The sequence below is a fragment of the Streptomyces viridochromogenes DSM 40736 genome (assembly GCF_000158955.1).
Taxonomy (GTDB): domain Bacteria; phylum Actinomycetota; class Actinomycetes; order Streptomycetales; family Streptomycetaceae; genus Streptomyces; species Streptomyces venetus.
This window is the reverse complement of the sequence record NZ_GG657757.1, coordinates 5195751-5208538: the sequence shown is the minus strand read 5'-3', so window position 1 is coordinate 5208538 and position 12788 is coordinate 5195751. Positions and strand designations below refer to the sequence as shown.

Below are 12788 nucleotides of genomic sequence, written 5' to 3'. Positions count from 1 at the left end.
CTCAGCGCCCGCGCCGCGTTCGCAACCGCCACGCCACACTTCTCACGTCCCCCACACAATCCACCGCTGTCTCCCATGGGCCGGTGCGGCGCCCCTGATAGCTTCGTTCCCTGTCGCGTAAACCGAAACAACGGGGAGAACAACTGTGGCCCGCCGCGCACTGACCACTACTGCCGCAGCGTTCGCCACGACGGCGGCGCTGCTTCTGACCGCCTGTGGTGGGAGCGATGACGCGTCATCGGACGACATCAAGGGAGCGGGCAACGCGTCGAGCAGCCCGTCGGCCTCCGCCTCGGCGTCGGGCGACGTCGACCGGCCTGACGTGAGTATGCCGAACGACCTGGATCTGGTCTTCGACTTCGAGAAGCCGTCGGACCAGGACAGCGCGGCGGCCCTCGACGACGCCGCCAACTACATCCGCGCGCTGAGCCACGGCATCACCAAGCAGGACCCGGAGGACCCCGCCTTCCAGTTCTACTCGTCGGGCCAGGCTTCCCAGTACGCGCACTCGCAGATCAAGGAGTACGTGGACGGCGGCTGGACGCTCACGGGCAAGGACCGGTACTACCGGGCCGAGACCAGCAAGGGCGACGAGTCGGAGAAGGTCAAGACCGTCAGCGTCACCTTCTGTGAGGACCAGTCCAGGGTCTACGGCAAGGAAGTCAAGACCCAGAAGATCCACCGCACGAAGGAAAGCCTGGCCAGCTACCAGAAGTTCACCCTCCTCATGGCATCGGTGAAGGGCGAGCCGGTGTGGCGCGCCCAGCAGGTCACCGTCGAGGGGAAGGCCGAGGCATGCCGAGGCTGACCGCGGCCGTGCGAGCGAAGTTGGTCGTGGGACTGGCGGTCGGCTCCCTCGTCTGGACCGCCGGTACGGCCTACGCCGACAAGCCGGTCGGCGGTGAGGCGACACCCCCTCCACAAGGGGGAAGCGACGGCAAGGGCGGCCTGTCGGCCTCCGTCTCCAACATCCAGGTCACGTACCCCAGTGGTGGGGGTGGCGGCGGCGAGGAAGGCAACCTCGGCACGGTCGACCCCGACTGGAAGCCACCCGCCTGCTGGTACGAGCCCGCCTTCACTCCGGAGCGGCTGAAGGAATTCGTGGACACGGACGGCGGTGGAGACGTCGGCATCCACGAGTCCTGGTGGGGCAAGGGGCTCTGGACCGACCACTACCGCGACGGCAAGCCGGCGGACAACTTCGACCTGCACGCTGCGCGGAACAGCACCGCCGAGGGTTACAAGGACTACAACCTCGGCAAGGACGGCTACTTCTGGCGCGGTGTCGCCCCCGACCCCAACGCGTCGGACTCGTGGGACTGCGGCCGCATCATGTTCTGGGTCGACGCCGGCGAGGTCCCGGATGATCCGAACGCGCCCACCCCCAAGACGCTCGCCGAGTACGCCTACAACAAGGTCAAGGTCCCGGACACGAAGGTCGAGCTGAAGCCGGAGGCCAAGTCGACGGTCAACCTGCCCACTTGGGTATGGCTGGACAAGGGCACCTTCAAGGACGTCAAGGTACGCGCGGAGCTGCCGAACACAGGCCTGTGGGCGGAGACCACCGCCAAGCCCGTCGCCCTCCACCTGGAGCCCGGCACCAAGGACGCCGAGGTCTTCCCCGCCTCCGGCGACTGCGAGATCAACGCCGACGGCTCGATCGGCACCCCGTACACCAAGGGCAGTGGCGACAAGACCCCACCCTGCGGCATCCGCTACCTCCGCGCGACCGGCGGCACCCCGTACCAGCTGTCGGCCAGCGTCACCTGGCAGGTCTCCTGGGAGGGCTCCGACGGTTCCGGCGGCGACCTGCCGGACGGCACGTTCGAAACGACGCAGGACATGAACGTCCAGGAGATCCAGTCGATCAACCGCTGACGCGAGCAGAGAGGCGGGCCGCGACACAAGGCCCACCTCGTTCGCGATCTTCCGCATACGCCGAACACACCGAACATCGGGAGAGACGAACCGTGGCACGCCGCGCTCTGTCCATCACCGTCGCCACGCTGACCACGACAGCCGCACTACTGCTGAGCGCCTGCGGTGGGGGTGACGACAAGTCGCCGGACGACGTCAAGGCCGCGGACGCAGGCTCGAGCCCGCCGGCTTCGGCTTCGACAACCACCCCGTCCGGTTCCGAGCGCCCTGACATCACCATCCCGAGCAGCTTCCAGTTGACCTTCGAGAACTGGACGAGCAACGACCCCGACCGGCAGGCGGTGCTCGACGACGCCAAGGAAGAGGTCCGGGCCGGCTACGCGGCGATCATCGCGAACGACCCCGACAGCGAGGCAGTCGCCTTCTACGACACCGAGGGGGTGCACGGGCAGACCAAGGAGTGGATCAAGTCCTACACGGACAAGAACCTCACCGTGATCGGCAAGCTGCCCTCCTTCGACCCCGAAGTCAGCCTGGCCGCGAACCACAGGGGAGCGTCGCTCACCTACTGCACGGACGAGAGCAACGCGAAGACCAGGAACCGCAAAACCGGCAAGGTCGAAGGGAACCCGACCGGCACGAACCCCTACGTCCTCTACTCGGTCTCCCTGACCAAGAACGAGCAGGGCGTGTGGCAGAACTCGTCGGTGCGTTCCGAGCGGGGGACCTGCTCCAGGTGAACGCCTGGGCTACCCCAGCAGCCCTCCTTGTGGACGACATCCAGGACGGTATGACCACTCTCGCCAAGCTCACCAAACAGCTTGACGAGGAATGGGAGGCCGAGGCCAAGCTCATCGGCGAGATCTCCGACGCCTTCGACCTGGTCGACATCCTGCTGGCAGCGCAGGCCCGCGCCAAGAAGGGCTGAGCCGGCCGTGGTCGACCTCAACCCCTGCACTACATGAACAAGTTCAACCACATGATGGGCGACAGCGTCGCCCAAGAGCTGGAGTTCCTCGGCATCAGCGACCCGGCGGTGGAGAGGTCGACAGCTTCTCGCCTCGCTGCCGAAGGGAGTTTGACGTCACAACGGACCTTCCGCCCCAATGGAGGACTGCAGCCCATGGCCAGAGTTCCAGCTCCCCACCGCATTGGTCAGCCGGAACTTGAGATCGAGGCCTCCGTCGGCACTTTCGTGGACGACGTCGTCGCCGACAAACTCGCCAGTTTCCTGGAGGAAGCCGAGCCGCTGGTGTACTCCCCCGGAACCGTTCCGGATCCCTTCGCGGAGTCCCCGGACATGCGGGTACGCGTCGGGATCATGACCGATGGTGAGTGGGTATGGCACCTGGCATGGTCGGACTACGTCCACTACCATCGCGTGTCCCCGCCGGACGAATTCCTCGCGCATGCGGCTGCCATGAATTACACGGCTTCCGAGATCAGTGTCGAGCGTGCCATGGAAATCGTCGAGGCCGAGGGACTTCCGATGCCCGAGACCTGCCTGTTGCCACGAGTACGTTCCGTTTCGTCTGAGTCGTCCGACCGGCTGGGGGATTCCACATGAGCAAGGGCAAGAGCGACCTCGCGCTCCCACTCACGGAGTTGGAGGGGTACGGGCGCCGGCTTCGCTCCATCAAGACCCGTCTGAATCACACCAAGAAGCTCTTCGAGTCCTACAAGGACGACATCGGCGACGGCAGTGTCAATGACGCGCTCGATGATTTCGAGTCCAACTGGGAGGACGGGCGCGAGGACATCACGCAGCAGCTCGATGCGCTGGCGAGTATGTCCGATGCCGTTGTCCGTGAGTTCAAGAAGCTTGATGACGAACTCACCAAGAAGGTCAATGACGCCATGAAGACGGAGGACAAGCGGGGCGGGAAGGGCGACAAGGGGAAGGGCGGGGGCAAGTAGCCCGCTGCCCGGTGGAAATGAAAGGGCCCCGGATCCGGAGATCCGGGGCCCTTCGCACGCCTGTCGTCAGGAAGCGACGCCGGCGTTGAGGTGCAGGTCCGTCGCGACGCCCTCGGGCGAGACGGCGAGGCCCAGGCCGCCGCCGACCCCGGCGGTGACGCCGGCGGCCGTCGTCTCGACGTAGAGGCCGGCCGCGCCACCGGCACCCGCGGCGACGCCGCCCGCCTGGCCGCCGGCGATGGTGTCCAGCTCGGCGTCGGACATGTGGGCGGTCACGATCTGCGGGGTGAAGGCCATGGGAGGCGGTTCCCTTCGTTTCAATAATTCGAAGTGCTCGAGCGTGATCGATCAAAGCACGTCGGAAGAGGGGTCGGCCAGTCAGTCGTGATGAGCGGGCGGCGGGATTCGGTTACTCAATTCATGAGTGTGAGCATTCGGTCACCGAATGACCCATCGCCTTCACATTTCCCGCCGTTGCGCGGTACACCAGTGCAATGCGCGACGCGGTGAGGGAGCTGCGCCCTGCCCGTGCCCTGCTTTCTCACGGCCTCACGGTGAACGGTGTGCAGATCCGTCGAATGTTCCGGATCAGCGGTTCACCGACCGGATCGCCGCCTCGCTGTCGACCGGTTCTAGCCGTGCAACCAGTTGCCGTACGGTGCGGCGGCCACCAGTTGGTACAGCCCGAGAGCGGCAGCTCCGAGGACAAGGAGAATGGTCACAGCGACCGACGAGACTCATGATGGGCCCGGGTCAGCCCACTTCGTTCTCCGCCACCGCCTGCCCGTGGACGACCATGTCGCCGCCGTAGAACATCCCGGTGAACACCGGGGAGTACGTGAGCTGCACCTCGACCTCCACCTGCTGGGCGTCGGCCGCCACGCAGTGGGTCGCCGCGATGTCCGCGCCCGTCATGTCCATCTCGCGGGCGAAGGTCTTCACGCGGGCGTTGCAGTTCCCGAAGTTGATCGGCGCCGGGCCGCCGTCGTTCTCGTAGAGGGCGTCCAGGTCGATGTCCTGGGCGGCGTAACGGGCGGCCTGTTCCGCGATGTCGGCGGCGCGTTCGCGTTTGGAGATGGACAGGCCGCCGTCGATGACGAACGCCGACAGGGAGAGGAAGACCAGGGTGAAGATGATGACCGCGCCGGCGCCGGAGCCCCGGTCGTCCAGGTGTGCGCGACGGACCGCCCACCACGACTGCCAGTACCTCACGCCGACCTCCGGAACGGATCGAGCGGGGAACTGAAGCTCGCCGTCAGTGTCGTCGGGACATCGAGGCCGAGCATGGCAAGGCCCCGCACCTGGCAGCTCACCTCGACCGTGAAGATGGTGTCCGGCTCGAAGCCCTCGCTCGTCTGGACGACGGACACCGGGCCCGAGCAGACGTCCGCCAGGTTGGCCTCCGCAGCCTTCTCGGCCTCGGCCATGGCCGTCGCGTGGTCCTTCTGGATCGAGCCCGCACGGGCCGCGTCCCGGGCCGCGCCGTCCAGTGCGCCACGGCCGTCCACGAGTTGTCCGAAGGCCACCAGCACCAGGATGAACAGGATCATCACCGGCGCGAGGATCACCACTTCAACGGTGGACAGGCCTCGGTCGTCCGTCGGGCGGCGATTCTCCGGAGGAGACGGGTCCATCAGTTCTCCTCCTGAACGAACCGCTCCACAGGCCCGGCCGACTGCGCGTGCACCGTCAGATCAAGCCCCGGAAACACCGTGGGCACCCGCGCCGCGATCTCCACACCCACCGTGTTCGGCTCCGGCTGCACCATCGTCACGTCCGGCGCCAACACGAGTTGCGGGCCCAGCTGTCGGATGTAGCTGTCCACGACGTCCTGCGCCTCGCCCCGCCACGCGCCCGGGTGTTCGTCGGCGGTGGCGCGGGCCTTGCGGGCTCCGGCCTGGGCCGCCGCCTGGGCGACGTGGTCGGCGAAGAAGTACAGCGCGAACTGCACCGTCGCGAAGATCATGAAGAACAGGACCGGGGTGAGCAGCACGAACTCGATCGCGGTCATGCCGGAGTCACCGCGGGCGGCCGCGGCTCTCCGCGCGGCCCGCACCCTGCGGCGTATCCGTCTGCTCACGTCTGCCGGCATCCCCGTGAACCCCGTTGCTCCTGAGAAGATCAGCAGGTCTTGCCCGCGTCCGCACCCTTGATGCAGTCGCCGACCTTGTTGGCGCCCTCGCTCAGCGCGGCGTTGATGATCGCGGCGACCACACCGACGATCGCCACGACGACCGCCGAGATGATGACCCACTCGACCGCGGAGGCACCACGGTCGAGTTCGCCGGAGCGGGCCCGCTCCGTGCGGGCCTGGAGGAAGGTGACCAGGAAGTCCACGGCGGGGATGCCGGTGTGGAAGTTGCGTCCGTTCATGACGTCTTGTCCTTTCGAATTCGGTTCACGGAGGTTCTGGAGTTGTGAAGGTCGCTCACTGCACCTGGAACACCCGCATCGCCGCCGGAAAGATCAGGAACACCAGGAACCCGGCGCACAGGAGCAGCTGCGCGACGAGCATCGACTGGGACTTCTCACCCGCGCTGCCCTCGATCTCGGCGAGTTCGCGGTGCCGCATGGTCTCGGCGCGGGAGGCGAGGGACTCGCGGACCTTGGCCCCGTCGTCCGCGACCAGGGCCAGCGAGGCGGAGAGGTCCTTGAGCTCCTCGACGCCCAGTTCCTCGCCGAGCGCGCCGAGCGCCTGCCACTGGCTGACGCCGGTGATGCGGGCGTCGGACAGGGCGTTGCGGATGCGCTGGTTGGCCCAGCCGTCCGACACCTCCGCCGCCGCCATCAGGGCCTCCGGCAGACCGCGTCCACCGGCCAGGCTCATCGACACCAGGTCGAGGTACGCGCCGATCACGCGCCGGAGGTCGCGCCGCTTCTCGGCCGCGTCCCGCCGTACCTCCAGGTCCGGCAGGAAGAAGAAGATCGCCGCGAAGAGCAGCGCCAGCCACACCGGGATGATCGGGCTCCTGCCCACACCCAGCGTCCAGACGATGGCGAACAGGAACGGGCCGAAGAACAGGCCCGCGACACCCAGCAGCACCTTCGTCGCCAGGAACTTCTCCCAGCTGCGCTCCAGGACCGCCAGGTCCGCGCGCAGCGAGCGCTGCTCCCAGCCCTGCTGGAGGTAGAACTCCGAGACCCTCAGGCCGACTTCGGCCCGCAGGGCGCCGAGGCGGCCCTTCTCCCGCTCGGCCCGCGCCGACTCGTAGGCGGAGCTGCGGGCCCGCATCGCGTCGATCCGCGCGACCTGTGAGATCGCGCTCCGCTTGCTCGGCATGAGGGCGCGGACCAGGGCGTAGATGCCCAGGCCGATGATGGCGCCGACGACGAGCGGCATCGTCAGGTTCATCGCCGTACCCCCTCTTCCTGCGGCAGCTGCTGGGACGACTGCGACGGCGTCCTGGGACGGACGAACTGGACGGACGCCTCGTCACGTACGAGGAAGCGCTCCGGCGTCTCGATGGTGGACAGCTTGCGCAGCCACCAGAAACCGAGCGCGAACAGGCCGCAGACACAGGCCAGGACGGCCTGGCCGGCGGGCGTGCCGTACGGCTCCACGAAGTCGCGGTTGAAGATGGACAGGCCGAGGACGAAGGCGATCGAGACCGCCACGACGATCTGCACCGAGCGCCGGGTCGAGGCCCGCTGCGCCATCACGCGCTGGCGCATGTCGACCTCCTCACGGGCCGACTTGGCCAGGGCGCCGAGGACTTGGCGCAGACCCGGGCCGCGCAGCCGGGCGTTGAGGATCAGCGCCGCGACGATGATGTCGGCGGAGGCGTCGTCGATCTCGTCGGCGAGGTGCTGGAGCGCCTCGGGCAGCGGGGTGCGGGCGCGCAGGCGGTCGACGAGGGCGTCGAGGTGGGGGCGCAGGACCGGGGCGGCGGCGCGGGCGGAGGCCGGGATGGCCTGCTCCAGGCCCACCGCACCGGCGATGGTGTCGCGCAGGGACTCCGTCCAGGAGGCCAGGGCCTCCACGCGGCGCATGGCGGCCCGTTCCTCGCCGGCGCCGCCGAACAGGCGGTCCCAGAAGAAGACGAGGACGCCGGCCGCGAGGCCCGCGACGGCCCACCGGGTGAGGACGAGGACGACCAGGCCGACGATCGCGGCGAGGGAGCCGCGCTGCCCGGCGAAGCGGATGAGTTCACTCGCCCGCTGGGCGGCCTTCTGCTTCTCGTGGTCGGGCTTGACGGGCAGTCCCCGTACGGCGACGAGCAGCAGGGCTATGCCGCCGCCCACGGCGACGCCGCTGCCGATCGAGTACAGGACGGTGGTGGAGAACAGGCCGCCCATGGAGCCGAGCGAGCCGAGTGCTGCGAGAGTCGTGTTCACCGCCGGCTCACCCCCAGGTCCCGGTCGGCCGGTACCCGTGTGCCATCAGTTCCTCCAGGCAGGCTATGGGGGCGTGCGGCACGATACGGCCGTCGGAAGCCTCGGCGAACACCTCGCTGGACAGGACGCGTCCGTCGACGCCGTTGACCTCGCGGACGGAGGTGACCATGCGCTGGAGGCGGCCGCCGTTGCCGAAGTTGTTGCGCCGCTGGATGAAGACGACGAAGTTGACCGCGCCCGCGATCAGCATCTGGCTGGCCTCGATGGGCAGCCGTTCGGAGGCCTGCAACGCGTAGGTGGAAATACGGTTGAAGACCTCGTGGGAGCTGTTGGCGTGGATCGTGGACAGCGAGCCGTCGTTGCCCTGCGACATCGCGTTGAGCATCGTGACGATCTCGTCGCCGAGGACCTCACCGACGATGACGCGCGAGGGGTTCATACGCAGCGAGCGTCGCACCAGGTCCGCCATGGGAATGGAGCCCTGCCCCTCGGAGTTGGGCAGGCGCTCCTCGAAGGCGACGACGTTGGGGTGCAGGTCGGGGAAGGTGTCGAGGCCGAGCTCCAGGGCCCGTTCGACGGTGATGAGGCGCTCGTGCGGCGGGATCTCGTTGGCGAGGGCGCGCAGGAGCGTGGTCTTACCGGCGTTGGTGGCGCCGGCGATCATGATGTTCTTGCGGGCGCGGACCGCGCAGGCCAGGAAGTGGGCGACCTCGGGCGACAGTGTGCCGTTGCCGACGAGGTCGGAGATGAACACCTTGCCCATGCGCGCGCGGCGGATGGACAGCGCGGGGCGCCGGGCGACGTCCATGACGGCCGACAGACGCGAACCGTCGGGCAGACGCAGGTCGAGCTGCGGGTTGGCCGAGTCGAACGGACGGGAGGAGAGACCCGAATAGGCACCCAGCACCTGGATGAGCTCGATGAGCTCCTCGTCGGTCTCGGCGACCGGGTCGCCCTTCACCTCGCGCCCGTCGGCGTATCCGACGAAGACCTGGTCGCACCCGTTGATGTCGATGTTCTCGACCTCGGGGTTGTCCAGCAGCGGCTGGAGCCGGCCGACGCCGAAGAGCGCGGCGTGCACGGCGGCCGCGTACTGCTCCTCGGTCTCGGCGTCCAGCGGCGTACGGCCCGCGTTGATCTCGGCGCGGGCGTACTCCTCCAGGATCTGGGCTATGACGGCACGGGCGTACTGTCGTTCGTCCTCCGTGGACATCGGAGTGACGTTGTTGATCTGGTCCTGCCGTCGCTGCTCGGCGATGCGGTCGCCGGCGTCCTGGCGGAACCGCTTGACCAACTGGTGGTCGACAGCGGTCATGTGCCGGCCCCCGCGTGGCCCTGCATCGGACCCGGGTGCTGGTGCTGGACGTGCTGGGCCTGCTGAGCCTGGTGGGCCTGGTTCGCCTGGGCGGAGGCGGCCCAGACGGCGCCGTACTGCTGGTACAGGTCGGCGGCGACCTTGCGGGCCGAGCGGATCAGCAGCGACTTGTCGAGACGGCCGCGCCTGCGGCCGGCCAGCTGGTCGGCGCCGGCCGGGTCGTCGGCGATGGTGCCGACCACGCGGGCGCCGGTCTGGGCGTGCACGAGCATGTCGTTGACCTGCGAGGCGAGCTTGCCCGCCGTGCCCGTGTCGGCGATCAGCACGACGCCGATCACCGGGTTGGCGAGGGTCGCGGCGCCGCGCGGGCCGCCGTGCAGCTTGCCGGCCAGGGCGGCGGCACGGTCGCGGACGCGGGCGAGGGCCTCCGGCTCGGTGCGCGAGATGAGCAGCACGAGCGAGGCGTGCGGGAACAGCTCGACGGCGGGGGTGTCCCCGCTGATGCGGCCGCAGTCGGCGATGACGTCGGCGGCGGCGTGCGGGGAGTCGGCGAGGGAGGAGAAGGCGTGCCCGAGGGTCGGCCACAGCCCCGCGAGACCGGCCGCCTGCTCGGAGATGCCGAGCCCGACGAGCACCTCGAGGCCGCCGCTGAGCGGCTGTACGTGGTCCCAGAGCTGGTCCGGCGCGAGTCCGCGGCGCGCGGTCGCGGCGATGGACAGCATGCCGGTGTTGGGGTCGAGCGGCCCCCCGTGCGCGGCGGCACTGCGGTAGACGAGGTCACCGCCCGCCGGGTCCGCCTCGGCGAGCAGGACACGCCGCGGCCAGACCGCCGAGAGGGCGACGGCCGCGGTGGTGACGCCGGGGGAACCCTTGTCGGCGGCGAGAGCGATGAGCGCCATGGGTCGGGTGCCGCCTTCTAGTTGCCGGGGACGTGCACGATGGCGACCTGGTTCGCGGCCGCCGCGGAGGCGAGCGCGGCCGCGTCGGCCTCGTCGACGAGGAGGGTGAGCGAGAGGTTGCCCGTGCTCACGGTAGCGTCGTCGTCCTCGTTGACGTTGTTCACGCGCGCGTTCTCGACGATGGCACCGCTGCCGGAGGTCGAGGTGCCGCCCGAGCCGGTGTCGCTGTCGGAGTTGTTCGAGCTGGAACCGGTGGTGCTGACGCGGTAGGCGGAGACGACGTCGCCGGACTTGATGTCCGCGGGGTACGTGCCCTCCTTGAGGGCGAGGCCCACGGAGGCCTTGCCGGCGGGGAGGCTCGCCGTCTTGGCGAACATCTCACCGACGGCGAGGGTCCCCTTGTAGATCGTCGACTTGGCCTTGTAGGTCTGGATGGTCTTCAGCTGCGACCACTCGATGTAGTGGATGGCGTCGTCCTTGGCGACCATCACGGAGGTCACGTCGGAGTCCTCGAGGGACTCTCCGGCCTGGACGTCCTTCGTCACCTTGACGACCTCGATCCGTTCACCGGCCTGCAGCACGAGCATCGTCGCGCCCAGCGCGCCCACGAGGATGAGCAGCACCGCGAGCGCGGCCAGGGCCGGTTTGCGCTCGCGAGGTGGTGTGGGAAGCCGGTCGCCGACCGACGGCTGGGCCGGAGCGGCGGAACGACCGGCGCCCGCCCCCGTACGCTCTTGGATCTTCACGCAACCGCTCCCCGTACACCCAAGAAGTTATTTACCAAATAGGACACTTCACACTTCTCGGCCCTTCGAAGCAGTGCCTGAGCTGGCCGAATAGCCAGCGCCGAAGTGAGTGTCAAGCCATGGCACCGTATCAGCCGCACATAAGCCCCTCAAGGCGCGTCCAAACTCAGGGAACGCACCGCGCGCGCCGTTACCCATCTGCAACTTCCGCCGGACGCGGCCCCGTTGGGCAATGGGTCGAAACGACAGGTCAGCTGTGCTGAAGCGAATCGACCCCGTCCACCGGGGCACACCCACCCTGGGGCGTTCGTCACCTCCCGGCCATCATGCCTGCACGGTTCACTCACGAAGTCGAGGCCGCGCTGTTACGCGCTCTTGCCTCGTGGGGGTGAAGGCGTGAACGCCATGGGGGGATGGACCGTCGGAAGCGGACGGTGGGTTCAGTAAAGTGCGGCGGCGTCCTCATCCAGGTCGTCATCCCCCCACGAGGAGTCCCTCATGAAGCGAGCCGTGCTCGCCGTCTGCGCCCTTTCCCTGCTGTCCCTCACCACGCTCACCGCGTGCGGCGGGAGCACCGGCTCGGACGCGGCGGCCGACAAGCCCGAGCCCACCGCCGCCCGGGCGAAGCAGGTGACTCCGGCCGAGCGGCTCGCGAAGTTGATGATCACCAAGGCCGATGTGCCCGGCCTCGATGTGAAGGCCCCTTCGAAGAAGGACGACGAGTACGTCTTCGCCAAGTCCGCGGACGACGTGACGGTCGACAAGCCGGCCTGTGCCCAGCTGGCCCTCGCGATGAACCAACTGGCTGTCGGCGAGCCGCAGGCCGACCTGACCCGCCATGTTCCGGAGGGAAGCAAGTTCACGTACATCACGCTCACGACGTACGCCCCGGGCAAGGCGGAGTCGGCGTTTGCCGGGCTGTCCAAGGGAGTTGACGCGTGCGGCGGTGGCTTCACGGCGAAGGCGAACGGTACGAGCAGGTACGACTCCGTCGCCGCCGAGAAGCCCGTGGCCAAGGCCGGTGACGAGTCGCTCGCGTTCCGCGCCACGACGACCTTCCAGGGCATCACCCACACCATGCACGCCCAGGCCGTCCGCAGCGGTGACGTCGTCGCCGTCTACTTCTCGGTCGACGGCATGGCCATGGTCCAGGACCGGCCAGGGGACGCGAAGCTCTCGGCGAAGGTGGTGAAGGCGCAGAACGCGAAGCTGGGCTGAACCGGCGCGAACGAGGATCTGCTGCTCAGCACACCGCGGCCCGGTTCGCCTCCGGCCAGGCGGCGGCGGTGGCCGGGTGCCGCTGGTTCCGGGACCCGCGGCGGAGCGACATCCAGGGCGAACTCCCGGGCTGGCCCCCGGCCCGGTCCACACCCCGCCCCACGGCGGACCACGCGGCGCGGCGCACCCGCCGTGCGTCGGCCTTCGGAATCCCCCTCATCGCCAACCTCGTCGCCGACATCGAAGGCGCCTCCGGCAGCCCCTTCGGCAGCGGGCCCGCGATTCGGCAAGCCCGAGGACCGCGAGAACGAGGTCGACGACTTCCCCGTCCTCTGGGCCCGCCCCCGGCGCCCTCGCCCGGACCGCTCCCGAGCGGAATCGTCCTGGTCGAGGCCGCGTTCCGGTGAAGGCCGGGAACGACCTCCACGAGACCCACTCGATCCTGATGGGCCCCGCCGGGGAATCGGCCCGGCCGCGACC

Annotated in this window: 17 protein-coding genes; 7 read left to right on the top strand and 10 right to left on the bottom strand. The window is 68.8% G+C overall.

The window, feature by feature from the left end; genetic code table 11:
* The first annotated feature begins 145 nt into the window (after positions 1 to 145).
* The 6 genes from SSQG_RS22940 (at position 146) to SSQG_RS22915 (ending at position 3795) form a co-directional block, all read left to right on the top strand.
* On the top strand, positions 146 to 808 hold the full coding sequence (locus tag SSQG_RS22940; RefSeq protein WP_039933449.1) for a hypothetical protein: 663 nt from the start codon (positions 146 to 148) through the stop codon (positions 806 to 808).
* Positions 796 to 1878 carry a hypothetical protein gene (locus tag SSQG_RS22935; RefSeq protein WP_003992227.1) on the top strand — a complete coding sequence of 361 codons (1083 nt, stop codon included), beginning with the start codon at positions 796 to 798 and terminating at the stop codon, positions 1876 to 1878. Before SSQG_RS22940 ends, SSQG_RS22935 begins: the two co-directional genes overlap by 13 nt.
* Before the next feature lie 92 nt (positions 1879 to 1970).
* Positions 1971 to 2618, top strand: coding sequence for a hypothetical protein (locus SSQG_RS22930; RefSeq protein WP_003992226.1), 648 nt, complete (start codon positions 1971 to 1973; stop codon positions 2616 to 2618).
* A 50-nt stretch (positions 2619 to 2668) separates the two neighbouring features.
* Positions 2669 to 2806 carry a hypothetical protein gene (locus SSQG_RS22925; protein ID WP_167545765.1) on the top strand — a complete coding sequence of 46 codons (138 nt, stop codon included), beginning with the start codon at positions 2669 to 2671 and terminating at the stop codon, positions 2804 to 2806.
* Positions 2807 to 2839: 33 nt separating this feature from the next.
* On the top strand, positions 2840 to 3445 hold the full coding sequence (locus SSQG_RS42955; protein WP_003992224.1) for a hypothetical protein: 606 nt from the start codon (positions 2840 to 2842) through the stop codon (positions 3443 to 3445).
* Positions 3442 to 3795, top strand: coding sequence for a hypothetical protein (locus tag SSQG_RS22915; RefSeq protein WP_003992223.1), 354 nt, complete (start codon positions 3442 to 3444; stop codon positions 3793 to 3795). Before SSQG_RS42955 ends, SSQG_RS22915 begins: the two co-directional genes overlap by 4 nt.
* A gap of 66 nt (positions 3796 to 3861) precedes the next feature.
* On the opposite strand, the gene SSQG_RS22910 is transcribed toward SSQG_RS22915, so the two are convergent.
* The 10 genes from SSQG_RS22910 to SSQG_RS22865 all read right to left on the bottom strand — a co-directional run bounded on the left by SSQG_RS22910 (position 3862) and on the right by SSQG_RS22865 (position 11090).
* A complete protein-coding gene (locus SSQG_RS22910; protein WP_003992222.1) occupies positions 3862 to 4092 on the bottom strand; it encodes a hypothetical protein in 231 nt (76 codons plus the stop codon).
* Positions 4093 to 4548: 456 nt separating this feature from the next.
* Entirely contained in the window at positions 4549 to 5007 is a 459-nt protein-coding gene (locus SSQG_RS22905) for a TadE/TadG family type IV pilus assembly protein (protein ID WP_003992221.1), read from the bottom strand.
* On the bottom strand, positions 5004 to 5429 hold the full coding sequence (locus SSQG_RS22900) for a TadE/TadG family type IV pilus assembly protein (protein WP_039933443.1): 426 nt from the start codon (positions 5427 to 5429) through the stop codon (positions 5004 to 5006). Before SSQG_RS22900 ends, SSQG_RS22905 begins: the two co-directional genes overlap by 4 nt.
* Positions 5429 to 5887: a TadE family protein gene (locus SSQG_RS22895; RefSeq protein ID WP_039933440.1), complete on the bottom strand. Its 459-nt coding sequence runs from the start codon at positions 5885 to 5887 to the stop codon at positions 5429 to 5431. Before SSQG_RS22895 ends, SSQG_RS22900 begins: the two co-directional genes overlap by 1 nt.
* 29 nt (positions 5888 to 5916) lie before the next feature.
* A complete protein-coding gene (locus tag SSQG_RS22890) occupies positions 5917 to 6168 on the bottom strand; it encodes a hypothetical protein (protein ID WP_010041603.1) in 252 nt (83 codons plus the stop codon).
* Between the two features lie 55 nt (positions 6169 to 6223).
* A complete protein-coding gene (locus SSQG_RS22885; protein ID WP_003992218.1) occupies positions 6224 to 7147 on the bottom strand; it encodes a type II secretion system F family protein in 924 nt (307 codons plus the stop codon).
* The gene (locus tag SSQG_RS22880; RefSeq protein ID WP_003992217.1) at positions 7144 to 8091 is read right to left on the bottom strand and encodes a type II secretion system F family protein; all 948 of its coding nucleotides are present in this window, start codon (positions 8089 to 8091) and stop codon (positions 7144 to 7146) included. Before SSQG_RS22880 ends, SSQG_RS22885 begins: the two co-directional genes overlap by 4 nt.
* A 46-nt stretch (positions 8092 to 8137) precedes the next feature.
* Positions 8138 to 9445: a CpaF family protein gene (locus tag SSQG_RS22875; protein WP_039933435.1), complete on the bottom strand. Its 1308-nt coding sequence runs from the start codon at positions 9443 to 9445 to the stop codon at positions 8138 to 8140.
* Entirely contained in the window at positions 9442 to 10344 is a 903-nt protein-coding gene (locus tag SSQG_RS22870) for a hypothetical protein (RefSeq protein WP_003992215.1), read from the bottom strand. Before SSQG_RS22870 ends, SSQG_RS22875 begins: the two co-directional genes overlap by 4 nt.
* Positions 10345 to 10361: 17 nt before the next feature.
* Complete coding sequence (locus tag SSQG_RS22865) at positions 10362 to 11090, bottom strand: hypothetical protein (RefSeq protein ID WP_003992214.1); 729 nt, start codon at positions 11088 to 11090, stop codon at positions 10362 to 10364.
* A gap of 498 nt (positions 11091 to 11588) precedes the next feature.
* On the opposite strand from SSQG_RS22865, the gene SSQG_RS22860 reads away from it, so the two are divergent.
* The gene (locus SSQG_RS22860; protein WP_003992213.1) at positions 11589 to 12308 is read left to right on the top strand and encodes a hypothetical protein; all 720 of its coding nucleotides are present in this window, start codon (positions 11589 to 11591) and stop codon (positions 12306 to 12308) included.
* The last annotated feature ends 480 nt before the right edge of the window (positions 12309 to 12788 follow it).